This window comes from Arthrobacter sp. NPDC057009, assembly GCF_042673905.1.
GTDB lineage: Bacteria > Actinomycetota > Actinomycetes > Actinomycetales > Micrococcaceae > Arthrobacter.
On record NZ_JBHUSB010000006.1, the window covers coordinates 216,260 to 239,485 of the forward strand.

Here is a 23,226-nt window from a genome sequence, read left to right on the forward strand (position 1 = left end):
TCAACCACCCGCGCCGGCACGCGCAGCTTCCTGGTGCACCTGGTAGAGGGAATCCCGGCCCGAGATCTGGAGTTTCATGTAAGTCTGGTACAGATGGCCTTCCACTGTGCGCACGGAAACATGCAGTTGCTGGGCAATCTCCCGGTTGCTTGCCCCGCCAGCCACCATCCGGACAATTTCCCGCTCACGAACGGTGAGACAGTCCAGCCTTCCGGCTGCTGTGAGGTTCGGAGACTCCGCGTTCAGTTTTCGCTCGCTCTCGGCCGCCACATTGAGTGCGCGCCGCGCCGCGGTCCTGTTTGTGGTGCGGACGGCGACGTCGTGGGCAGCGAGGGCGGCATCCCGGCAGAAGCGTTCGTTGCCAAAGTCCTTAGCCAGCTCTCCGGCCGCCAGAAGGAGCTCGGGGTTCTCGGCCATGATGCCGGTGGCCAGAATTCTGGACGCTTCAGCGAAAGCCCCCTGGCAGCGACGCGCTACAGCCAGCAATCGGGGAGCAGCAGCCAGTTCACCCAGCCGCACGGCGGCGTTCAGGTAAAACAGCTCGTATGAGACCCGGCCGTCCAGGTGTTCCTGATCGGCATGCCGCAGCAAACCGGCCATGGACTCTGGGCCGGGCGCCGCAACAGCAACGGCAAGGGTGGCGAAATATTCAACTGGTCCACGGAAAGTCCAGGCATTCCTCAAGGGCAAAATCTTCAGTTCCTGCAGGCACTCCCTGGACGCTGTGAGGCTTCCCTGGACTGCATGCGCGTAGGCGGCCGCCGCCAGTGCCACCCCGAGTGCGGCGTCCTGGCCCAGGCACCGAAGCTGGACGATGGCGGGGTGGAGCACTTGGAGAGCATGGTCTGCCCTGCCCTCGTACGAGGGCATCAGCCCGCTGCCCAGGACATCAAGCTCGTGCAGCCACAGTCCCGGTGTTGTCCGCAGGCGGGGACTGTAGCTCATGACCTCCGCGCAGCTGCTCCACATGCCGGCCGTCAGGTACACGACCATGAAGCGCTGCCGCAATTCGGCGTGCAAACGTTCGGGAACCTCTGCAACGCTCATCTTTTCGGTGACTTCTTCCGCCACCCGGACGGCGTCATCCTGCCTGCCGATCATCGCCAGTGCCTCGGACAGCAAGCCCCCGGCCCGCAGTCTGAGTTCCTCAGATGCGCCGCGTCCGTTCACGTACAGGCTAGTCAGGGCGGGAATGGACTCGGTGTATCGGCCCTGATAGCTGCACACGGTGGCTACCGCGAGCGTCAGCCGATCCTTGAGGCTGCACAATATTTCCGGTGCTACAGACTGGAGCAGTTCACTCCGGCCGAGCCGTGAGCAAAGCTCCTGCAAATGGGTGTCCGCCTCAGCAGGAGCGTCCTTTTGTGTGCAGGCCAGCGAGGCGCGTTCCAACAAAAATTCCGCCATTGAGGTGACAGGCAGGAGCTTCAAGGGGCCGCGACTGAAGGCATCCAGTACTTCGTCCGCCTCAGCTGGCCGGTTCAGCTGCAGGAGCGCGAAAGCTTCGCCCAGGACCGCCCTGTGGTTCAGGCGACGGTCAGTAAGAGCCCTAAGGAACTGCAAGGCTGATTCGCCGTCCCCGCTCCGGTTCGCCGCTTCGGCAGCCCGAAGCGCAAGTTCAGGTTCAAGTGCCAAACCGGAGTTCAGCTTCCAGGAAGCGTAGGCCCTGATCCGGACCGGCGCAGCAGCGGAGAGGTCCAATGAATTGTCCAGCAGTCTCTGGAGTTGCATGCTCCGCCCGGGAGGGACCTCCCGGCGGACCACCTCGGCCACCACGGGGTTCTTCACCCTGATGAGAGCCCGGGTAGGCATGCGGTCGGCGAGTCCGCGTTCCAGGAGGGAATCGACATCGCCCGGCGCTGCGACGCCCCTCAGCATTTCCGGGGACAGCCCGCCTGACAAAGCCAGGAGCTCAAGCACGTTGCGCTCCCCGACGGACAGCCTACTCAACCGTGCTCGCACGACGTCGGACAGTGGCTGGCCGTCCAGGACGACGGCAGCGGCAAGAACGAACGTGCCGTCCCTGTTCAGGAGGGTTCCCGCCCGGATCTGTTCCGCGACTAGCGTCCGCAGGATGAGCGGGTTCCCGCCACTGTGGTCCCAGAGGGCCCTTACCGCGAGCTGGGACACGTTCGCGTTGAGGGCAGCTGCAATCCACGCTTCAGCATCAGCCGGCGTGAATGGTCCGATTTCCTGAAGATCAAGGAGTCCGTCTTTCCAGAGACCCACAAGATCCCCGGATAGCGTGGAGATGCCGTTGCAGGCAGCGACGAGCCGGGCCTGCCCGCTTCTGGCCAGCAGTCCGATAACCGCGGCGGCCTGGGCATCAAGCAGATGCGCGTTGTCAACCAGCAGGATCACCGGCCTGCCCTGGGAACGCGAGTGCAGCAGCTGTGACAGCTTCTGAAAAACGAACACGGGATGTTTCGGCTCGTCGCCTTCCGCGGCATCGAGCAGGAACCGCAGGGCACCATTCGCGGTCCGTGCGCCGATGCTGCTGCCGCGCACCTGCACCAGGTACAGCTCGTGGCTGAGCGTTCGGCGGAGATGCTCCAGCAGAGCGGTCTTCCCTGTGCCGGGATCGCCGGCCAGCAAAACCCCTCGGGCACCTGGCCCGACGGCTTCCGCGATTCTGTCAACGATCCGGTCACGCCCAACGAGTGGTACGTGGTCAAAGTCCGAAACCAGCGGCTTGCTTTCGGAGGTGGTGTTGCGGGTGTTACCGCGCACCCCAACACCGTCGTCTGCCGTCGGCAACATACTGTTTCCCCCTGATTGTTATTTCCCTCCGATGATTCGCCGCTGGTTACCGGGGAGTGTCTTTTACATAAGAGAACTCAAATCAAATGTTTTGTGGCATGGGACCGCAACGCCGGCTCAAATCCTTCACTTCACATCGGGTGAGCCGGCGGCGCGATGGACAGGTGCTCCACGATGTGCCCTGATCCGGCCAAAGGGGACCAGATGTGGTTGCCCGCTGTGCCGTCCGGGCAGCGGGGCCAGTGGAGCAACGGGCAGCCCGGAAAGGGGAACGTCCGCGCGGCGCTCCTGGTGGGGCATGTCCTGCTGGCCGAGCCAGGACCGCTGGGGCGCCGGGTCATCGGCAATGATGTTCCGCTCGATGAATCGGCGGATGAACTGGCGGATTTCAAACTTCATTCACTCAAAGTAGAGTGCACGCTTGCGGCGCCCCAGAGTGGCGGATACCTGTTTTTGCCGCCGGCGCTGGGTTGAGTACTCACCGTATTCGAGGCCGAAGCTGATTGAGCGTATCGAAATCAGCCTGTCGAAATCAGCGCCGCCTGACCCTGTCGAAACCGCCGTCCCGGACCCACTGCTCAACGACCCCCAGCACCCAAACCCCCAGCAAGGCCCCAGCCGTATTGGCCACGATGTCCATAGCGCTCGGAAACCTGTCGCGCAGGAAGAGTCTCTGTCCCAGCTCCATACAGCAGGAAGCCAAGAATGCGCTCAGAACGATCTGCCCCCGATGAAACGCCGGGAACGCCAAAGCTGCGAGGGCACCAATCGGCGCGAACATCAAAATGTTGGACGCGAATTCCACGAAGTTGTAGTTGATGAGCTCGGGCACACCAACCCGGTGGAGGGCATACAGCAGCACCTGAAGGCGGCCGGCGATCGGCCGATCCACCGGGCTGGGCCAGAACGCCACGAACGCAAGGGCGGCCAGGTACAGAGTCAACAGGGCACGCGCAGATCCCGCAACGTCGGTTCGCCTCCATTTCCCCATGAGGAAAACGCTACGGGAGCCCCTTCACGTGCCGAAATCTGCACGCAGAATTTCGCTTTCCGCACGTCAATTGTCAGGTCGTTCATGATCTGGGTAATAGTTCGCCAAACAGTTGTTCAGGCCGCCGGTTTGGACATGCATGTCCGACCGCCAGGACAGCGTTGCGTAAGTCGCTGCCGATGGTGGTGCGCCACCCATCCAGTACGTGGCCGAGGAGGAGATCAACGCGGGCAGGAGCAACGTGCTGATGATGACCTGAGGTACAAAGCGGCTACTGGAGGACCATTTTCGATAGGCTTTGAGCAAACACTGGAGCTGAAGGGCGACCAGGCTCGACCATGAGGCCAGAGCCGCCGGCGCCGATTCCTATGCACACCCCAAGTGATGAGCAGCTCTGGCTTGGCTCCGTTGAGAGTTAGTGCTGACAGCTGGCATGGAAGTCCTGGATGAGTCGCAGGACTAGCGTTAAGGGACGTGATTGAAGTCAATGGGGAGCTGTTGGCGTCGATCAGGGACGGCCAATGCCTTTGTAGGTCCACCCAGCTTCCCGCCATATGGTTGGTTGGAGTATGTTGCGCCCGTCCAAGATCACTTTCTCTTTAACAACACCTCCAACAGCAATTGGGTCAAGATCCCGGTATTCACGCCACTCCGTCAGGAGCAAAACCGCCTCAGCATTAGTCAGCGCGAGCTCGGTATCTTGCTCGAAGACTAACTCGGGAAAGCGCTGAGCGGCGTTTTTGAGTGCCTGTGGATCCGTTACAGTGACGGTCGCACCCTGTAATTGGAGTTGGGCCGCAACACTCAATGCAGGTGAATCGCGAACGTCATCACTTTCGGGCTTGAACGCGGCTCCTAGGACCGTTATTCGTTTCCCAATCAGCGTCCCGTCAAGAAGGGCTCGGGTTAACTCGACTACGCGCGAGCGCCGGCGCATATTAATTGCGTCCACTTCCCTCAGGAACGTCAGCGCCTGGTCGGCCCCCAACTCGCCGGCGCGAGCCATGAAAGCTCGAATATCCTTGGGAAGACACCCACCGCCGAAGCCAACTCCTGCATTGAGAAACTTACGGCCGATGCGTTCATCCATTCCGATTGCATCGGCGAGCAGTGTGACGTCGGCTCCCGAAGCTTCGCACAACTCTGCCATGGCGTTGATGAACGAAATTTTGGTAGCTAGGAAAGAATTCGCTGCAGTTTTCACAAGCTCAGCTGTTGCGTAGTCAACTACAACCCGTGGCGTGCCGCCAGCCAGCGATGCAGAGTAGACTTCATCCAAGGCAGACACAGCTGCTAGCCCTTGGTGCCCGGCCGGGACGCCATAAACGAATCGATCAGGGTTGAGCGTGTCACTGACCGCATGGCCTTCACGAAGAAATTCAGGGTTCCATGCAACTGTTGCATGCGGAGCCGCTTCCGCAAGCGATGCGGCCAAACGGCCGGCAGTACCGACAGGAACAGTTGATTTACCGACTACGATGGCCCCCTCTGACAAGTAGGGAGTCAGGTCACTGAAAGCCGCGTTCACATACGTCAGGTCTGCTGCATTTTCGCCTCTGCGCTGTGGTGTCCCAACACAGACGAAGTGAAGTGCTGCCGTGGAGACGGCAGACATTTCCGATGTGAAACTCAGACGGCCTGAAGCTTGGGCCTCCTCGAGCAGCTCAGGCAGTCCGGGCTCGAAGAAGGGTGCGCGACCCGCTTGAAGTTCCTCGATTTTCCGCAGGTCACTGTCGACTCCAATGACGTCATGGCCCAATTTTGCCATTGCTGCTGCGTGTACGGCACCGAGGTACCCGCATCCAATAACGGAAATGCGCATTGTCGCTCCCAAAGCGTAATTTCAGAGCCCTAAGGGTTGATTAGTACTAAGCGCGTTACGTTGCCAGCAACTGCCAGGCATAACGCTGAATTTTTCAATCGATCAGGCCAGCACAACGGCTCGACTGACACATGCAGTGCTAAGACAACATGTTAGAGAAACAGTAGGGGTCGGGATCCACGGATCCCGACCCCTACGGCGATAAGTTCTGGTCCTATGCTTCGAGCTTTACGCGACGACGAGCCAGGATTACGCCGCCGGCGCCAAGACCCAAAGCGGCGATACCTGCGGCACCCCAAAGCAAAAGGCTTGCATCAGTGCCTGTGTTAGCCAAGGCGTCTCCGCCTGTGTTTGCCAAGCCCGTGCCGGTGCCCGTGCCCGTGCCTCCGCCAAGGTCACCCGTGGCAGTAACGGTAACAACTGCTGACACCCGAGTTCCCGACGTGGCACCGGTGCCCGTTACGGTGTATGTTCCGGGCTCCGTCAGTGCCACAGGAACGGAGAAGCGACCACTTGCGTCAGCTGTCGTGGAGAGGTTGACAACAGCAGAAAGCACAATCACACCGGTCGGCACGCTCGCCGCTCCGATTCCGGTGGATCCTCCAGCAGCAGCGGGACCACCCTCGTTCGAGGCAACGACGTCGACGCGTTCGTTGGAATTCATTCCGGACCCACTGAAAATGAACGTTTCGCCTGGAGCTACTACAGGGTCAGAAACAGTGGCTGTTTCTGGTGTCACATATGCGTTCGCAGCCGTAACACCGGCGCCAGCAAGCGAGGCCGCGATGGCCAAAATAGCAAGGGTCTTTTTCATGGATAGTTCCCCCCGGAAGAGTTGTATGGTTAGGCCTTTATGCGGATGAAGCATTCTCGGCACGTGAGACAGCGGCCGACCCGCAACTAAGACTATCAGTGAAAGAGCGGCGATTCCAACTGGAAGTTCCGTCCATATATTGGTTACTTCTCGTTACAATGTTCGTCACTTTCGACGATACTAATCAGGCCGACCGGGTCTTGAGTGGTTGGTGTAACCCGCAACGTGGGCTCCTCATCTTGCACGATCTTTGAGAAATCGAACTCCACGGTTGTTGACTGGCCGGGTGCCAGGAGGGTTCTTACGACCCCGACCGGGCGCTGGGCATGAATAAAGGAACCAACCGGTGTCTTTATGCCGTTCATAAACGCTCCCTCAATTTGCGCTTGTGATGGTCCGTAGACGACGACGTTGGTGGCGATCTTTCCTGGGGGGGTTCCGTAAGCTCCGCCTCCAGTCACGGACCACGGAAGCGAGCTCGCAGCATTTGCGGCAACGGTGTTCTTCAGCGTGACCCGGACCTTGCCCGTGGCACCGCCCTCGAGCTGGCAGGCTTGCACAAGCTCTATCTTTCGGTGCACGAAGTAGTCCATCTTTGCGCCCGTTCCATCATTGAAGTAGACGCCGTAGGATGCACCGCCGGAGTTCCTGCCTGCTACAGAGCCACCGACATCTGTGGAACCCAGTACGTCCTGCTCTTCCTTGCGTGCACTCCAAATATAGAGTCTGTTCTCCTCAATACTCTTTTTGAACGACGTTAATAAATTTTCAACAGGGATGTTTCCTGAGGCTACTTTTTCAAAAACCTTTTGGGACACGGCGGCAAAATAAGTGTCCTGCAAATCGTTACTCGGAAGATTTGTGTATACGTCTGAAAGAAGCGTAGCAACGACGTTATCTTTCGTGAGAGTTGCCGGGAGGCCTTGCCCGTCGGCACCAGCGGTAATGGCGATCGGACCGCCAGCTTCGAGTATGTGCGACAGGACGACAGGGTCGAGTGCAATAACTCCATCAATTACATCGTGATGGCGTTGTTCCCACATCGTCTTAGCAGAACGAGCCGCGGTGGGAAAGTCCGGTGTAAGGTTCACATCGCTTATGTATGTTCCCAGCCGCTCCGTGTAAATACGGGTCTGCTCCTTGTCGACAGGAACCGACGGGTTGAACTTGCCCATAGCTGAGCCACTGGACTGGGCGACGAGAGCTATCTTGCCATCTTCAACTCGGAGAACTGCTAATGCGCCTGGCAATCCCCCGGTGGCACGGACTTCAGCATTATTTTGTACGAGTACCAGAAAGTTCCGCGGTCCGTCGTTGCCCATCATGTCGGGGAGAATTCTTGACGTGTCTGCCACGACACGAAGGCCACCACGGACTTCGCCGAGGGCAGCAGTCGCTTCCGTCAGGGGTTGCCGAACCTGGGCCAAGAGCAGTGACTGGTCTATAGACTTCAAGCGCGCGTACGTCAGATCAACCGTGTTTGATGCGGTTACAACCCTCGGTGACATCTCCTCGAGATGTTTCAGGTCGAACCTGCCGTCAACCGGTGCAAATGCGGCCCAGCCGTCAGACAGAGCTACATGTAGTAGTGGTTCTGCCGCCGTGTTAACGACGTCATCCACTGACAGAGCGACCTCAGTCACGGCCGCAAAGTTTGGACCGACGAAGGGTAGCCAGCGTCCCATTGTCCAGAGCGGATCAGAGGCAGCATCCTTTGCTGCGCTAACCTTGGTGCGAATTTTGTCGAGAGTCTCGACAGCTCGCGACGGGTCGTTGGAAACAAGTTCTCTTCGAAACTGACTTGTCATATTGCTGGCTGCCGACAGATTGTCGCGAATGACCAAACCCTTGTGGGCCAGCCACCCTGTAGCAATTATGCAAAGTGTCAGCGTTGCGCCTCCAGCGACAGCAATATTTCTAAGCCCACGACGGGAGATACGCGAGTTTCCAACGCCGACTGTCACAGGGCCTGATCGACTCACGTTTACATTTAATGCGGGTGTCGAGTCAGAGCCTTGTGAACCATGCGGGGTGCCCTTCTCATCAGCGGGCACTGCGATTCCTATCCGCCTCTTTGCGTGCCCGGTGTGGAACAAACTCTCCACCCCGTAAGATGCGATCAAATTCTGTACTTGAGTCTTTGCGCGGACCTCGTGCGGTCATCAGGCTCTGACTCCTTGAACCGCTTTTGTCGCTATCGTTCCCGTAGTAGCTGTAGGCATAGGAGTCCGGACCTTTAGCCGGCAATCGGTTGAGAACCACGCCAAGCAAGTCGCCATCTATTAACTCGAGTGCAGCCAAAGATTTCTCTAGATCGGTGCTTCTTACCTTCTGGGCGCCGACCACAAGGACCACACCGCCCACTTGCTGTGCCAGAACCGCAGCGTCGGTGACGGGAAGCAGCGGCGGCGCATCAATAATCACCGCATCAAAGCTGTCTTCCAATCCCACTATGAGTTGCTTCATTCTGTCGGTGCCTAGCAGCTCGCTCGGGTTCGGCGGGATTTGACCTGCCGCAAGCACGTATAGATTGTCGTTTCCCCATTGCTGCAGGAGGTCATTAATGTCTGCCTGGCCGATCAACGCGGTAGTGAGTCCCGCATTCCGCTCCAAGCCTAGGTACTCCGCAACCATTGGTCGTCGAAGATCAGCGTCGACAAGTGCAACCGTCTGGCCGGCCTGTGCAAGTGCTATCGCGAGATTGGTTGCAGTCGTGCTCTTGCCTTCCCCTGGCAAAGAAGAAGTTACGAGGACCGCCTTCGAGGCATGGCTCACATGAGCGAACTGCAGATTGGTCCGGAGCTGTCGAAATGACTCGGCGCGGGGGCTATGAGGGGAGGCTTGGGTGAGTAGCGGCTTTTTTGTAGCGTCAGCGTCGAAGCTGATGCCTCCTAGTAGAGCGCTATTTGTGATCCTTCGAAGATCCTCTTCGCCTCGGATCCGGGTGTCCAGGAGGGCCCTTAGAACAGCCAATCCGATGCCAGTCAGTAGCCCGAAGGCCAATCCCATAAGCAAGTTCAAGCGCAAGTTCGGTGATGCAGGTGAGGACGGTGCAGTCGCTGGAGCGACTATAGACAACCGCACAGGTGAGGGAGCATCGCTTGAAGGCCGTTCCAATTCATCTACGACATTTACTAGGCTGCTTCCAACTGCCTGAGCAATGGCTGCAGCCTGAACAGCTGACTCGTCTTCGACGGATATGGTGATGAGCACAGTTTTCTCGTCGGAGCTCGCAACGATTTTCCGTGCCAGCGCTTGGGGATCTGTGTTCAACCCTAGGCTGTCAATTACTGGCTGAAGAACTAGAGGTGTACGCGCGGTTTTGACGTACGACTCAACTCGTGCCTGCGAGAAGACGTTACCTTGTTGCAGTTCCGAGACCGAGCTCGAATTCTGCAGTGCTACAAAAAGCTTTGTTTCCGATATATAGGTCGGCTTGACTAGCAGCGATGCGGTTCCGGCGCCCACGACCCCGAGAAGTGTGCATGCGACGATCAGAACCCAGTTTCGCCGGAGAATGCGAAGGTAGTCCTTAAGCTCCAAAATCGAGCCCCTTCCGGAGGTGGTTTTTGGCAGAATCTCGTCCATACTACCTGCCAGAGTTTTGCGGTGTGCGTTGCCAAGACTGAACGAAACTCTCCGCCTTCCCACTCGATCGATGCGAAGTGCGAACGATCTGACGGACGTGTAACGGGGTACTGTGTCGTAGTGCGAAGCCGCTGCCTTCCGCTTCTTAAGGCAAGCTCAACCCTGCCCAGCCAGGCGTTGGGTATGAGTGTGAAGCCGCAAAACGGATGTGTGCCGATCAAGGGCTTCAGAGGTGCTTTAATAATCCAGCATGAGGTTCCGTTTTTCGGCGGGACGACCGCGAACTAGCCATCCCCTATGGGAGGCTGAAGCGGGCTCGGGCTGACTTAAACGCCATCGGTGCGTGTCAGAAGCATAGTTGTGGGGGAAAGTTGATGAGTACGTCAAACGCGGCCGCGCGCCGTCACGCAGACGACGGAATTGCTGAGCGCTGGGCCTATCGTATTCTTCAATACGCGGTTGACGCCGAGGCATGGGTAATTGCGATTACGTTTGCTGTGCTGTTTAGATACGATTTTGCTGTCGCGCAGGTCACCTGGTGGGCTGTAGGACTGCTGGCCATTTTGGCGATTGTCGTGCAGGCCCTGGCAGGGTGGGGGCTGGCACTGTATCGCGGGCGCCATGAGTTCGGAGCCTTTCATGAGGCTCAAACCCTATTGGGAACGGTTTTAACGGTGTCTGCCGTTCTTTTCGCCGTGACTCTTTTTGTACTTTCATCGCATGGACTGCCCAGGAGTACGCCGCTGGTCGCGCTGCCAGTTGCCTTTGTCTTGATGGGCGGCAGCCGGTACCTGCGCCGACTTGCATCGGAACGGAAGGCCAAGCCAAGCGACGCTGCTCAACGCACACTTATTTATGGCGCTGGGCAGACTGGTTCCTATCTGGTCCGGCGTATGCTGACGGATCCTTCGTCCCCGTATGTACCGGTCGCCTTAATCGACGATGACCCGCACAAGCGCCACCTTAGGCTCTCCAATGTTCCGGTTCGGGGGACCGTTGACGACTTGGTAGAAGTTGCCCGAAAAGCCCAAGCCGTTGCGCTGGTTCTCTGCATTGCACAGGCAGACGCAGACTTTATCCGAGACGTATCCGACAAAGCGGACCGGGCTGGCCTTCGAATGATGGTCCTGCCACTACTGAACGAAATCCTCGATGGTGGGATGAAACTTGGCGACCTGCGGGACGTGGCGATCGAAGACATCATCGGGCGGCATCCAGTCAACACTGAAGTCGAGTCCATTGCGGGATACGTAGCTGGGAAGAGAGTCCTCGTAACCGGCGCAGGTGGTTCGATCGGAGCTGAGCTTTGCCGTCAACTGGTGAAATTTTCGCCCCGGGAACTAATAATGCTGGACAGGGACGAATCAGGTCTTCACGGAGTGCAGATGTCGGTCTCGGGCCACGGCCTCCTCGACAGTGACGACGTTGTACTCGCGGACATCAGAGACGCGGACAGCCTGGATGACATTTTCAGACGTCGGCAGCCTGAGGTTGTCTTTCACGCTGCCGCCCTCAAACACCTCCCGATGTTGGAGCAGTATCCCGAAGAAGCATGGAAAACCAACGTGCTCGGCACTCTAAACGTATTGTCAGCTGCTTGCCGATCGGGCGTTAAGACTTTTATTAATATCTCCACAGACAAGGCGGCAAACCCAATGAGTGTCCTAGGACATTCAAAGCGGGTTGCGGAACGCCTCACCTCTTGGGCGGCTATGCAGACGGGGGAGACTTACCTATCCGTTCGTTTTGGAAACGTTATCGGAAGCCGAGGATCCATGTTACCCACGTTCATTGCACAGATTGAAGCCGGTGGTCCTGTAACCGTGACGGATGCTGCCGTCACTCGATATTTCATGACAATTCCGGAGGCATGCCAGCTTGTGATTCAAGCCGGTGCTATTGGTCGGCCGGGCGAAGCCTTGATTCTCGACATGGGTCGACCCGTTCGCATATTGGACGTAGCTCAACGAATGATTGCCATGTCGCGGAGGCAAATTGAGATCGTATTCACTGGCCTCCGCGAAGGAGAGAAACTCCATGAGGAGCTGTTGGGAGTGACCGAGTCGGATGAACGGCCATTCCACCCGCAGATTACTCACACCGCCGTACCTCCACTGATGCCCGAAGAACTTGACTACGAGGTCTGGGAACAGGCCTGCGCACCAGGCGTAAACGCACACAAGCCGTATCTCGCCACTTCATTGGGGAATGAAAATGACTGAACGAATATTTATGTCCTCTCCAGACGTAGGACTGTTGGAGGAAGAGTACGTACTCAGCGCCATACGCTCGGGTTGGATTGCTCCTCTCGGACCTGACGTGGAAAAGTTCGAGGAGGAAATGGCAGAGCGGATCGGCCGAAAGCATGCCGTCGCGCTCAGTTCAGGTACCGCTGCGCTACATTTGTCACTTTTGGCTAAAGGAATTGGGCCTGGTGATGTAGTGATTACATCGACGATGACTTTTGCTGCTACGGCGAACGCTATTGCATATACGGGCGCTGAGCCGTTCTTCGTAGACTGCGACCCAGAGACTGGCAACTTGGATCCGACGCTCGTCGAGGAAGCGATTGATTCACTTGCTTCTAGTGGTGAGCGAGCCAAGGCCATCGTTCCTGTAGACCTTCTTGGGAAGGCCGTTGACTACACCACCCTGACGGCCATTGCGGCTCGGCACGGACTCCCTCTGCTCGCTGATGCTGCTGAGTCGCTTGGTGCTGTTCATGGCGGCAAGGCAGCAGGTGCTTGGGGCGAGGCTGCCATATTTTCATTCAACGGTAACAAGATAATGACTACTTCTGGCGGTGGCATGCTGCTGACAGACGACCCGGTGCTGGCTTCCACCGCACGATACTTGGCGACCCAGGCACGACAGCCAGTCGTTCATTACGAGCACCAAGACGTCGGTTATAACTATCGACTGAGCAACCTATTGGCGGCGCTTGGACGTGCTCAGCTTCGCCGACTAGATGACATGATTCTCCGACGGCGAGAGGTGCGTCAATTTTATAAGCGCATTTTTGAATCTGTCCCCGGAGTTTCAGTCTTTGGGGCAGTGGGGGACGAGTTCGACAATTGTTGGCTCACCTCGGTTTTGGTAGATCCAGATGATGCCGGATTCAGTGCGGACGAATTATGTGCGGCCATTGCGCTCCAAAACATCGAGAGCCGACCATTATGGAAACCGATGCACCTTCAACCGGTCTTTCGGGGAGCGCGCGCCCTAACAAATGGATCATCACAACGACTCTTCGAGACGGGACTAACTTTGCCTAGTGGTTCTGCCCTGTCTCTGCAAGAGGTGCAGGCAGTGGGGGCTGCGATTGAAGACTTCCTTGAAAGCCGGCGGCTAATACCGAACTTCTAGCTAGTTCAATTCATGGATAACAGTGAACAAATTCAATGTGGTCTTTCACCACAACTAAAGCGAGTGTTACGCGGCAGCGGCAGGAGATATTTACTATGATGCGAAATGGTTATGCCGGCAAGAAACTCCTCATCACCGGTGGCACTGGATCCTTCGGGCACACAGTTGCCGAAAAACTATTGCAGAGTGACGTGGAGCAGATTAGGATCTTCAGCCGCGATGAGGCTAAACAGGATGCGATGCGCCATGAGTTGGGTGACCCTAGACTGAAGTTCTACGTAGGTGACATCCGGGATTACGAAAGCATCCACCGGGCCACCAGGGACGTAGATTTCATTTTCCATGCAGCCGCACTAAAGCAAGTGCCGTCATGTGAGTTCTTCCCGATGGAAGCCATGCGTACCAACGTTCTCGGTAGCGACAACGTCGTTCGTGCAGCCGATGCCCATGGCGTGAAGTCCGTGGTTTGTTTGGGTACGGACAAAGCGGTTTATCCCGTCAACGCGATGGGGATGAGTAAGGCTCTCATGGAGAAGGTGGCCCAGTCTTACGGATTGAACAATCCTGACACTGAAACGGTCGTCTCCTGCGTACGATACGGGAACGTCATGTACTCGCGAGGCTCCGTCATCCCGCTGTTTATTCGTCAGATTAAGAAAGGCGCGAAGGTAACTGTCACAGACCCCAGTATGTCGCGGTTCTTGATGTCCCTGGCAGACTCCGTTGACCTCGTTGACTTCGCCTTTCATAATGCAACTCAGGGGGACTTGTTCGTAAAGAAAGCCCCAGCGTCAACAATTGGGGATCTTGTCCAAGCCATTTGTAACTTGTTTGAAGTCACGCCGGACGTCGAAGTGATTGGTACGCGACATGCAGAGAAGCTATCCGAAGCGCTCGCGAGCCGTGAAGAATTAACTCGCGCAGAGGACATGGGTGATTACTTCCGGATCCGTGCTGATAACCGGGATCTGAACTACAAGTTGTATTTCAGTGAAGGCATCCCCGAGCAGTCAGCTTATGACGATTACGACTCCCACACCACTAACCAGCTTACTGTGCCAGAAATTGAAGAGCTGCTGCTTACCTTGCCAGAAGTTCGCAACGAACTGCGGAGTGCCGGCCTTAATGAGAGAGTAGGGCAGAGAGCATAATGAGTGCCAAGCGTGTGACCGTAACTGGCTCTGGTGGGTTCTTAGGGTTCCATACGAGATCCTTGCTCCTGAGCTCCGGCCGGGAGCCGGCTGGTGTCACTTTAGGCGCGTCGTTCGATTTGGCGAAGGCTGTAGAAAGCATTGACGGTGCCGATCGCCTCATCCACCTTGCGGGCGTCAATCGAGGGACTGACCTAGAGATCCGCGACGGGAACATTTTATTCGCCAGGCAGCTCGCGGCCGTCATAACTACTTGTCAACTCCCACCGCGAGCGATTGTGTTTGCTAATTCAACGCAAGCAGGAAATGGCACGACGTACGGAACTGCAAAGGAGCAGGCAGCATCGATTTTGGCTGCAGCTGCGGCGGAAGTCGGCTCTGAATTTTTCGACTGCAGACTTCCCAACCTGTTCGGGGAACACGGAAGGCCGTTTTACAACGCCGTTACCGCCACCTTTTGCCAGATGCTCGCGGATGGCCGAACCCCTGAAATACATGAGGACAGAGAATTGCGAATGCTGCACGCGCAGAGTGCGGCCGAGTTGCTCGTCGGCGATTGCGATGCCGAGTCCAGTCACTCTCTGATCGAGACAACATCCGTCAGCGATTTGCTGGAGAGGTTGACGCGCATATCCGCTGTCTATAGCGATGGTAGTATTCCGTCGCTGGAGACGGACTTCGACCGGGATCTTTTTAACACCTATCGGTCGCATCTGAGCCCCGAAAAGAGAGTAATCCAGTTGGATAGACGGAGGGATGACAGGGGTTCCTTCTTTGAAGTCATACGCTCCCATAGGAGTGGCGGGCAAACATCCTTCTCTACGACCCATCCCACTGTAACTCGAGGTCAACACTTTCATCGACGAAAAATTGAGCGTTTTAGCGTGCTAGCCGGAACTGCCAAGATCTCGATGAGAAAGCTGTTTACCAACGAAGTGCTGAGCTTCACGGTCAATGGCGATAAACCTGTAGCCATCGATATGCCTACGCTGTGGACTCATAACATTACAAATACAGGTCCGGACGCTTTATACACAATGTTCTGGTCCAACGAGCTGTTCGATCCGGCAGCTCCGGATACGTTCCCGGAGGAAGTATGACTAATCCAGACCTCAAGCTGAAGGTAATGACTGTCGTCGGAACACGTCCTGAGATAATCCGCTTGGCGGCAACGATCAGGCTTCTCGATGAATATACAAACCATGTTCTGGTACACACTGGTCAGAACTATGATTATGAATTAAATGAGGTATTTTTTGAGGATCTTGGACTGAGGCGTCCTGACCACTTTCTCGGAGCCAATACATCGTCCCTAGGTGCCGTGCTGGGATCCATCCTGGCATCCACCGAGAAGGTTTTGTTGGATGAAAAACCTGATGCCATGCTTGTATTGGGCGACACAAACAGCTGTATCTCTGCCCTGATCGCACGCCGCCTGAAAGTCCCCGTTTACCACATGGAAGCGGGCAATCGTTGTTTCGATGAAAACGTCCCTGAAGAAGTGAACCGAAAACTTGTGGATCATGTCTCGGACTACAACTTGGTTTACACAGAGCACGCGAGACGCAACCTTCTGGCTGAAGGTATTCATCCCTCACGCGTCACGCTGACGGGATCACCTATGAAGGAAGTATTGGATGGGAATGCTGAGGCGATTGCGGACAGCGATGTATTGTCGCGCCAAAATCTGAGCGAGGGTGGCTATTTCCTTGTCAGCTTACATCGCGAAGAAAATGTAGACAATCCGGTTCGGCTGGAACAGGTTCTATGTGCTCTAAATGAACTTGGTCGAGAGTTTGACCTCCCCGTGCTCGTCTCCACGCATCCGCGTACACGAAAGCGCCTGGAAGCCCAACCTGAAGACTTAAAACGTGGGTTGCAATTCCATCCACCTTTCGGTTTCAACGACTATATAAAGCTTCAGCAGTCGGCAAAGCTCGTGCTCTCCGACAGTGGCACGATAAGTGAAGAATCGCTGATCCTCGGATTTCCGGCTGTCACCCTCCGTGATTCAGTTGAGCGGCCCGAGGCTCTCGATGCCGGCGGAATAGTTACTACGGGTTTGAGTACCGAAGCCATTATCGACTCCGTTCGGATGACACTCGACCTGCACTTGGACAGGGGAGCAGCGAGTGCACCATGGGAATACTCTGTTTCTGATACTTCCAGGCGTACGGTCAATTTCATCCGGTCGACAGCTCATAGTCATCATCAGCGTGCAGGAATCCGAGTTTAGCTCTCGTAGGACTGGTTCTGTTCTGACGCCTGCATGAGGATCCTGCTTTGAGGTTCGTTGTGGAGTTCAACTGGCACAGGTGGGAGGGACCCCTTGGCACAGGTGGGAGGGACCCCTCGCGGGACGGGTTTTAGATGACCAGCACACAAGAAGGCACAGAATCTAAAAGCGCAGATAGTCGTGGATGGTTGAGGAATATGCACAGGGTGGTTAGGGCTCTGTTGTCGAACGGTATTTTTAGTGCCGTGTCATTAGCCTTATCTGTGATGGTCGCACGATCCGGGGGAACCGGTGAGTTGGGCATGTTCGGAGTTGCGTTCGCCGCTTATCTTTTGGTTCAGCTTGTTGTGCGCGACGCTGGTGCTAATACTATTATTTCCGTCTCGCCTTCGTATAGAAAGAGGCGGACGACCGCCCGTCGCATTTCCTTCATGGCGATAGTGTTCGCCATTCCCATTAGCCTATGTGGTGTTTTCGCCGGTTCACCATATTTGGTTATCGTGGGTTTGGCAATTCATGGCATATGTTTTTACGATTATTCAAAAACACTGAGTCTAAGCCTGGATGATGGACAAACCGCCATAATGCAGGACTGCATACTCTTACTCGTCACTGGTTGCGCAGTTGTGATGACTTGGTTTGACCTGATAAGTCCGTTTATTCTGGTGGCCATTTGGGCGTCTGCCGGCTCGGCTCTCGGGTATCTCGTTTCATACATTCAAGGCTATAAATTGTTGCCCTCTTGGAAGGGCGAAGCCGTGGAGCTGAGGACGAGCCTGATTTTTGGTTGCCAAGCACTAATAGGGTCTGGGTCCGTCCACATTCTGACTTTTCTCCTGAGCCTTGTGGGCGGGCCGGTTCTTGTAGGAGCAATGCGAGGTGCGAGCACCATGCTTGGTCCTTCTAACTTAATTGTTTCTACCGTTCAGCCGCTCTTAATCAGCTATCTCGCAAGGTCAACACCTGATCCTGCAACAGTTTCTCGGGCGGCAGTGCGCAAGAGTGCTCTGGCATTGGTTTGCGTGCATCTCGTCTTGACTAGTGGATTGGTTCTGATCAGTCATTTTTTTGGTGAGTTACTTCTCGGTTCCACCTGGCAGGACTCATCTTCGCTCATCTATATCGTTGCGCTGGATTCTGTGTTCGTGGCCGTGGCGGCCGCCCCGCTCGCGGCGCATCGCAGTGTTTGGGCTGCGAAGCGGGTGGCAGCAATTAGTAATGTGATTGTTGTCATCCGTATTCCATTGGTGCTTGTCTGTGCTCTATGGTGGCATGCGATCGGTGCAGTGGCTGCCTTCCTCTGCGTTACCATCATCGCATCGCTGTTGTGGTGGATGTCGTTGATCCAACTGACTAGGAAATAACGTGAGTTTTATCAAGGTCGTAAGTCGAGCGGATCACTTATGCGGTGTATCGGCCATGGGGCTAGAACTTGTGCGCGGATACCTGAAGAAGACGGAGTGCTCGTTTTGAGAATAGTTGTGTTCAATACATTCTTTCCGCCTGCATATCTCGGCGGTGGGCCCATTCGTACAATAGCGGCAATGCTTGATGCAGCGCCTCCAAAGTTCGAGTCTTATGTACTGACAACAAACACTGACTTGGGGCAGAAGCAGCCTTTGGATGTGATTCCCGACGTTTGGTTGTCACACTCCGGCGCCCAGGTCTATTACTGCTCAGTGGAAAAGATTGCTTCTTTTGTTCGAGCAATAAGGAAAGTTCGCAGTTTGCGGCCTGCTGCTATCTACTTGAATAGCTTCTTTGACCCTTGGTTCTCAATAGTTCCACAGGCTCTATTTCGTCTTGGCTGGCTAAGTCCCAAGGGGCTTGCGATAGCGCCAAGGGGGGAATTCAGTGCGGGGGCACTGGCCCTTAAGAAGCAAAAGAAGTCGTTCTACATCCAGGCCTTTAAGCTATCTGGGCTAGCCGGTAAAGTTGTGTGGCACGCCTCTGCTCCCGCTGAGGCAGCAGACATAAGGGCGATCTTCGGACCGGATGTCTCTATTGTTATACGTGAGAATGACACATTGCTGCCCGAGCGAGCCCTGGATCCTGTGCAGCCGACAGGGGGTCCTTTACGAGCGGTTAGCCTTTCGCGACTCTCGCCTAAAAAGGGCATACATACCCTGCTCGAGGGATTACAGTCGGTGGACGCAAATATCTCGCTTGATATAATCGGACCGCCGGAAGATCTGAGCTATTTCGAGCGTTGCAAGAGCTTGGTCGCGAGTCTCCCTCCGAATGTCCGCGTACGTTTTCTTGGCGCCATACCGCACGACGAAATTCGGTCTCGCCTGAATCAATACGATGTCATGTTCTGCCCAACCAAAGGCGAAAACTTTGGACACGTGATCGCTGAGGGACTCTCCGCCTCCTGCCCTGTCCTGTGTGCCGACGTTACCCCTTGGTCGGAGCGGTTGGTTGGCGGTGGTGGAGAAATCGTTAGCCCTAATAATTCCATGGGCTGGGCACGCGCCGTCAACGCTTATGCGGGAACGTCAACGGCGGAGCGCTTGCGCCGCCGGTTGGCAGCCGCCGCTTGCTACAACGTCTGGCGGGCACAGGATCCACAGGCACACTTCTTTTCCCTTCTAGAACGTGAGCTCTTGGATCGTTCTTCGGCGTCAGTTCCAAGGAAACGGTGATCAAGAGGCACGTGTGCCATTCGGAGGTTTCTCGAATAGTTCGCTCACTGTACAGCGATTCTGGCCGCAGTAGGCTCCGGGCACGCCCCCTGGCCTTGAGTCATGCCCCGGGGCAGGCATCAGACCTGACTTGGCTCATTTCCTTAGTGCGTGAAATTTTGGCTCCTGGATCGCGTCGAGGATGGCTTGCTGTTCCGTGTTGATGTCGGGGGCGAACCTCTGAGTGGTGCCGTTGATGGCGATGGTCGCCGAGCGCAGCGGCCGGAGTTGCTTAATGACGTTGGCAACCGCCAGTCCGGTTCTGTTCTGGATGGTTCTGGAGACGGCCAGCGCGGTGAACACAATCGTCAGGTGTGCCTCGATGGCGTCGCGGGTGCGGTGGAACATGGGCCTGGCCCTGAGGTCTGTTTTGCTCATCCGGAAGGACTGCTCGACGTGCCACAGGTCGTGGTAGGAACCGATGACCTCCCCTGCAGCCATGACCGTTGCCGGGATGTTGGTTACGTAGCCTTTCAGGCCGGCCAGCTGCCGGGCGCGCGTCAGAGATGCCTCGTCGAGGCTGCGTTTGCCGCCGGAGGTCTTCACGAAGCGTGGAGTCCGGGCCGCTTTCTGTCCCTCGATCACCTCGCGGGCTCGGTTCTCCTGGGCGGTGAGGGTCGTGGCGTCTCGGACCGCTCTCTTCCGGGAGTAGGCCCATACCGCCCGCCATGAACCGGGGTCCCAGACGGGTTCGGCGCGCAGGTCGGGGTTATTCTCCTTGGTGTGGCCGGTTCTGGGTGTGATCGTGTCGATCAGCTGCCCGTCGGTGAAAGCGTCGCCGTGCCAGCGGAAGTGCGAGGCCAGGCCGGTCGGTGCCTTCGTCATCCGGGAGCCGACGATGAACCGCAGGTTCGCCTCGTCGAGTTCGCGCAGATTGCCCGCGGAGACCATGCCGGCATCGGCCACGACGACCATGTCGGCCAGGTGGTGGCGGGCCTGGAACTGCTTGATGATCGGGATCATGGTCGAGGTTTCGGCCTTGTTGCCTTCGAAGCAGCCGATCTCCAGCGGGAACCCGCCGCGGTCCACGAGCAGGTCGACGACGATCTGGGGATCGACGCAGCGTTCCTTGGAGTACCCGACCTTCCGCAGCTCGTCTTCCTTTTCGGCCTCGAAGTAGAGGGTGGTGACGTCGTAGAGGACCAGGGAAATGTCGCCGCTGGTGCTGGCGTGCTGGAAGCACCAGGTCGCGATCCGGTCGCGGTACTTGCCCGTTGCGGCCCGGCCGAGGGTGCGCTTCATCGTTGCGTAGCTGGCCGCGGGTTGGCCCAGGTCCCGCAGAACTCTGCCGGCGTCCAGCAGCGATGTCGGTTCGACGACCCGGGCGATCACCAGGTCGCGGAACACCTCATCATCCAGCCCATCAAACCCCAACGCTGTGAACACGCCGGCCAGCGCGTCGGACAGGATCCTGGAGTCGGTGCCGACCACCCGTCCGGGACCGTCACGACCGGCTGACGTCGCCGCGTCGGGAACGGTGAACAGACCCGGATCGCCGACCGGGGTAACGAGGCCTTTCACCGGAGGCGTTGGCTCGATACCGAGATCGAGGACGCCCTGGGCAGGGTTGGCCAGCAGTTCCCGGGCGCGCTCGAGCAGCATGCCGAGTTCGGCCTCCGTATGCGCCGAGCCGATGTGTTCCGCCTGACTTGGCTCATTTCTTTAGTGCGTGAATTTTTGGCTTTTGGATCGCGTCGAGGACGGCTTGCTGCTCGGTGTTGATGTCGGGGGCGAATCTTTGGGTGGTGCCGTTGATGGCGATGGTCGCCGAGCGCAGCGGCCGGAGTTGTTTGATGACGTTGGCGACCGCGAGTCCTGTCCTGTTCTGGATGGTTCTGGAGACGGCCAGCGCAGTGAACACGATGGTCAGGTGTGCCTCGATGGCGTCGCGGGTGCGGTGGAACATGGGCCTGGCCCTGAGGTCTGTTTTGCTCATCCGGAAGGACTGCTCGACGTGCCAGAGGTCGTGGTAGGAGCCGATGACCTCTGTTGCAGTCATGGCCGTTGCCGGGATGTTCGTGACGTAGCCTTTCAGGCCGGCCAGCTGCCGGGCGCGTGTCAGTGATGCCTCGTCGAGGCTGCGTTTCCCGCCGGAGGTCTTCACGAAGCGCGGAGTCCGGGCAGTCTTCTGTCCCTCGATCACCTCGCGGGCCCGGTTCTCCTGGGCGGTGAGGGTCGTGGCGTCGCGGACGGCTCTCTTCCGGGAGTAGGCCCATACCGCCCGCCAAAGAACCCTGGTGCGTGTCGGGATCGCAGACGGGTTCGGCGCGCAGGTCTGGGTTGTTCTCCTTCGTGTGGCCGGTCCGGGGCGTGATGGTGTCGATCAGCTGCCCGTCGGTGAACGCGTCGCCGTGCCAGCGGAAGTGCGAGGCCAGGTCGGTCGGTGCCTTGGTCATCCGGGAGCCGACGATGAACCGAAGGTTCGCCTCATCCAGTTCGCGCAGGTTGGCCGCGGAGAGCATGCCGGCATCGGCCACGACGACCATGTCGGCCAGCTGGTGCCGGGCCTGGAACTGCTTGATGATCGGGATCATGGTCGCGGTCTCGGCCTTGTTGCCTTCGAAGCAGCCGATCTCCAGCGGGAACCCGCCCCGGTCCACCAGCAGACCCACGACGATCTGCGGATCGACGCGGCGTTCCTTGGAGTACCCGACCTTCCGCAGCTCGTCTTCCTTCTCGGCCTCGAAGTAGAGCGTGGTGACGTCGTAGAGAACCAGCGAAATATCCCCGCTGGTGCTGGCGTGCTGGAAGCACCAGGTCGCGATCCGGTCCCGGTACTTGCCCGCGGCCGCCCGGGCCAAGGTGCGCTTCATCGTCGCGTAACTGGCCGCGGACCGGCCCAGGTCCCGCAGCACCCTGCCGGCATCCAGCAGCGAGGTCGGTTCGACGACCCGGGCGATCACCAGGTCCCGGAACACCTCGTCATCCAGGCCATCAAACCCCAACGCGGTGAACACGCCGGCCAGCGCATCGAACAGGATCCTCGAGTCCGTGCCGACCACACGTCCGGGACCGTCACGACCGGCTGACGCCGCCGCGTCAGGAACGGCGAACAGACCCGGCTCGCCGACCGGGGCGACCAGACCTTTCACCGAAGGCGCGGGCTCGACACCGAGATCGAGGACACCCTGGGCAGGGTTCTCCAGCAGCTCCCGGGCGCGCTCGAGCAGCACGCCGAGTTCAGCCTCCGTATGCGCCGAGCCGACGTGCTCCACAATCCGCTGCCGGCCCCGCACATACTCGGCGATCTGCACAGCCGTCGCTCCCGAGGCCGTCCGCACCCTCCTGATGAACGCCACACGGTGACACTAAAACAAAACCCCTTAGTGCGTGAAAAAGCACCAATCCGCCGACATCACCGCAGGTCAGAGCACTGCGCCGCCGCGAAACCACGACCCGTGAGCCAACTCAGGCGGGCGCGCTCGAGCAGCATGCCGAGTTCGGCCTCCGTATGCGCCGAGCCGATGTGTTCCACGATCTGCTGCCGGCCGCGTACATACTCGGCGATCTGCACTGCCGTAGCTCCCGAGGCCGTCCGCACCCTCCTGATGAACACCACACGGTGACACTAGAACAAATCCCCTTAGTGCGTGGAAAAGCACCATTCTGATGGCATCACCGCAGGTCAGAGCGCTACGCTACCGCGAAAGCACGACCCGTGAGCCAACTCAGGGGGCCAAGGCATCGTTCCGCCGCTGCGGCTACGCGATCGAGCTCCACCTAGCTGGCTATAGGTCCTGTCAAGTACATGTTCGGGGCATGGCAGTGCACGCTTCCTGGAAGCGTGGGGCGGACCTTTGTGTGTGGCGGCGGT

Annotated in this window: 16 protein-coding genes and 1 pseudogene; 7 read left to right on the forward strand and 10 right to left on the reverse strand. The window is 57.7% G+C overall.

Annotation, left to right across the window (positions count from 1 at the left end):
* From ACFTR6_RS09010 to ACFTR6_RS09040, 7 genes are all read right to left on the reverse strand, one after another.
* A complete protein-coding gene (locus tag ACFTR6_RS09010; protein ID WP_377957650.1) occupies positions 1 to 2,760 on the reverse strand; it encodes an AAA family ATPase in 2,760 nt (919 codons plus the stop codon).
* A 126-nt stretch (positions 2,761 to 2,886) separates the two neighbouring features.
* Positions 2,887 to 3,159, reverse strand: a complete 273-nt coding sequence (locus tag ACFTR6_RS09015; RefSeq protein WP_377957651.1) for a hypothetical protein — start codon at positions 3,157 to 3,159, stop codon at positions 2,887 to 2,889.
* A gap of 133 nt (positions 3,160 to 3,292) precedes the next feature.
* The gene (locus tag ACFTR6_RS09020) at positions 3,293 to 3,703 is read right to left on the reverse strand and encodes a VanZ family protein (protein ID WP_377957652.1); all 411 of its coding nucleotides are present in this window, start codon (positions 3,701 to 3,703) and stop codon (positions 3,293 to 3,295) included.
* Between the two features lie 556 nt (positions 3,704 to 4,259).
* Positions 4,260 to 5,573, reverse strand: a complete 1,314-nt coding sequence (locus tag ACFTR6_RS09025; RefSeq protein ID WP_377957653.1) for a UDP-glucose dehydrogenase family protein — start codon at positions 5,571 to 5,573, stop codon at positions 4,260 to 4,262.
* A gap of 214 nt (positions 5,574 to 5,787) precedes the next feature.
* Entirely contained in the window at positions 5,788 to 6,387 is a 600-nt protein-coding gene (locus tag ACFTR6_RS09030; protein ID WP_377957654.1) for an LPXTG cell wall anchor domain-containing protein, read from the reverse strand.
* 143 nt (positions 6,388 to 6,530) lie between these two features.
* Positions 6,531 to 8,030, reverse strand: coding sequence for a DUF4012 domain-containing protein (locus ACFTR6_RS09035; protein ID WP_377957655.1), 1,500 nt, complete (start codon positions 8,028 to 8,030; stop codon positions 6,531 to 6,533).
* A gap of 400 nt (positions 8,031 to 8,430) precedes the next feature.
* Positions 8,431 to 9,975 carry a polysaccharide biosynthesis tyrosine autokinase gene (locus ACFTR6_RS09040; RefSeq protein WP_377957656.1) on the reverse strand — a complete coding sequence of 515 codons (1,545 nt, stop codon included), beginning with the start codon at positions 9,973 to 9,975 and terminating at the stop codon, positions 8,431 to 8,433.
* Positions 9,976 to 10,349: 374 nt separating this feature from the next.
* Here ACFTR6_RS09040 and ACFTR6_RS09045 point away from each other — a divergent pair, with 374 nt between their 5' ends.
* The 7 genes from ACFTR6_RS09045 to ACFTR6_RS09075 all read left to right on the forward strand — a co-directional run bounded on the left by ACFTR6_RS09045 (position 10,350) and on the right by ACFTR6_RS09075 (position 19,373).
* Positions 10,350 to 12,197, forward strand: coding sequence for a polysaccharide biosynthesis protein (locus tag ACFTR6_RS09045; RefSeq protein ID WP_377957657.1), 1,848 nt, complete (start codon positions 10,350 to 10,352; stop codon positions 12,195 to 12,197).
* Positions 12,184 to 13,341 carry a DegT/DnrJ/EryC1/StrS family aminotransferase gene (locus tag ACFTR6_RS09050; RefSeq protein WP_377957658.1) on the forward strand — a complete coding sequence of 386 codons (1,158 nt, stop codon included), beginning with the start codon at positions 12,184 to 12,186 and terminating at the stop codon, positions 13,339 to 13,341. The genes ACFTR6_RS09045 and ACFTR6_RS09050 overlap by 14 nt, the downstream gene beginning before the upstream one ends.
* A gap of 35 nt (positions 13,342 to 13,376) precedes the next feature.
* Positions 13,377 to 14,492, forward strand: coding sequence for a polysaccharide biosynthesis protein (locus ACFTR6_RS09055; protein WP_377957659.1), 1,116 nt, complete (start codon positions 13,377 to 13,379; stop codon positions 14,490 to 14,492).
* The gene (locus ACFTR6_RS09060; protein ID WP_377957660.1) at positions 14,492 to 15,592 is read left to right on the forward strand and encodes an NAD-dependent epimerase/dehydratase family protein; all 1,101 of its coding nucleotides are present in this window, start codon (positions 14,492 to 14,494) and stop codon (positions 15,590 to 15,592) included. Before ACFTR6_RS09055 ends, ACFTR6_RS09060 begins: the two co-directional genes overlap by 1 nt.
* On the forward strand, positions 15,589 to 16,728 hold the full coding sequence (gene wecB / locus ACFTR6_RS09065; protein ID WP_377957661.1) for a non-hydrolyzing UDP-N-acetylglucosamine 2-epimerase: 1,140 nt from the start codon (positions 15,589 to 15,591) through the stop codon (positions 16,726 to 16,728). The genes ACFTR6_RS09060 and wecB overlap by 4 nt, the downstream gene beginning before the upstream one ends.
* Positions 16,729 to 16,862: 134 nt before the next feature.
* Positions 16,863 to 18,092 carry a hypothetical protein gene (locus ACFTR6_RS09070; protein ID WP_377957662.1) on the forward strand — a complete coding sequence of 410 codons (1,230 nt, stop codon included), beginning with the start codon at positions 16,863 to 16,865 and terminating at the stop codon, positions 18,090 to 18,092.
* A 180-nt stretch (positions 18,093 to 18,272) separates the two neighbouring features.
* Positions 18,273 to 19,373, forward strand: a complete 1,101-nt coding sequence (locus ACFTR6_RS09075; protein ID WP_377957663.1) for a glycosyltransferase family 4 protein — start codon at positions 18,273 to 18,275, stop codon at positions 19,371 to 19,373.
* A 135-nt stretch (positions 19,374 to 19,508) separates the two neighbouring features.
* Here the strand turns inward: ACFTR6_RS09075 and ACFTR6_RS09080 are convergent, their stop codons facing one another.
* The 3 genes and pseudogenes from ACFTR6_RS09080 to ACFTR6_RS09090 all read right to left on the reverse strand — a co-directional run bounded on the left by ACFTR6_RS09080 (position 19,509) and on the right by ACFTR6_RS09090 (position 22,971).
* Complete coding sequence (locus ACFTR6_RS09080) at positions 19,509 to 21,047, reverse strand: IS1634 family transposase (protein ID WP_377957672.1); 1,539 nt, start codon at positions 21,045 to 21,047, stop codon at positions 19,509 to 19,511.
* A 19-nt stretch (positions 21,048 to 21,066) separates the two neighbouring features.
* Positions 21,067 to 22,711 (reverse strand): annotated as a pseudogene (locus ACFTR6_RS09085) (IS1634 family transposase).
* A 56-nt stretch (positions 22,712 to 22,767) separates the two neighbouring features.
* Positions 22,768 to 22,971 carry a hypothetical protein gene (locus ACFTR6_RS09090; RefSeq protein WP_377957664.1) on the reverse strand — a complete coding sequence of 68 codons (204 nt, stop codon included), beginning with the start codon at positions 22,969 to 22,971 and terminating at the stop codon, positions 22,768 to 22,770.
* Positions 22,972 to 23,226: the final 255 nt, after the last annotated feature.

What these genes read in the sequence shown, in the direction of transcription:
- ACFTR6_RS09010 (WP_377957650.1), bottom strand. Translation starts at nt 2,760, where the DNA reads ATGTTGCCGACGGCAGACGACGGTGTTGGGGTGCGCGGTAACACCCGC.
- ACFTR6_RS09015 (WP_377957651.1), bottom strand. Translation starts at nt 3,159, where the DNA reads ATGAAGTTTGAAATCCGCCAGTTCATCCGCCGATTCATCGAGCGGAAC.
- ACFTR6_RS09025 (WP_377957653.1), bottom strand. Translation starts at nt 5,573, where the DNA reads ATGCGCATTTCCGTTATTGGATGCGGGTACCTCGGTGCCGTACACGCA.
- ACFTR6_RS09030 (WP_377957654.1), bottom strand. Translation starts at nt 6,387, where the DNA reads ATGAAAAAGACCCTTGCTATTTTGGCCATCGCGGCCTCGCTTGCTGGC.
- ACFTR6_RS09040 (WP_377957656.1), bottom strand. Translation starts at nt 9,975, where the DNA reads ATGGACGAGATTCTGCCAAAAACCACCTCCGGAAGGGGCTCGATTTTG.
- ACFTR6_RS09045 (WP_377957657.1), top strand. Translation starts at nt 10,350, where the DNA reads ATGAGTACGTCAAACGCGGCCGCGCGCCGTCACGCAGACGACGGAATT.
- ACFTR6_RS09050 (WP_377957658.1), top strand. Translation starts at nt 12,184, where the DNA reads ATGAAAATGACTGAACGAATATTTATGTCCTCTCCAGACGTAGGACTG.
- ACFTR6_RS09055 (WP_377957659.1), top strand. Translation starts at nt 13,377, where the DNA reads ATGTGGTCTTTCACCACAACTAAAGCGAGTGTTACGCGGCAGCGGCAG.
- ACFTR6_RS09060 (WP_377957660.1), top strand. Translation starts at nt 14,492, where the DNA reads ATGAGTGCCAAGCGTGTGACCGTAACTGGCTCTGGTGGGTTCTTAGGG.
- wecB (WP_377957661.1), top strand. Translation starts at nt 15,589, where the DNA reads ATGACTAATCCAGACCTCAAGCTGAAGGTAATGACTGTCGTCGGAACA.
- ACFTR6_RS09070 (WP_377957662.1), top strand. Translation starts at nt 16,863, where the DNA reads ATGACCAGCACACAAGAAGGCACAGAATCTAAAAGCGCAGATAGTCGT.
- ACFTR6_RS09075 (WP_377957663.1), top strand. Translation starts at nt 18,273, where the DNA reads ATGCTTGATGCAGCGCCTCCAAAGTTCGAGTCTTATGTACTGACAACA.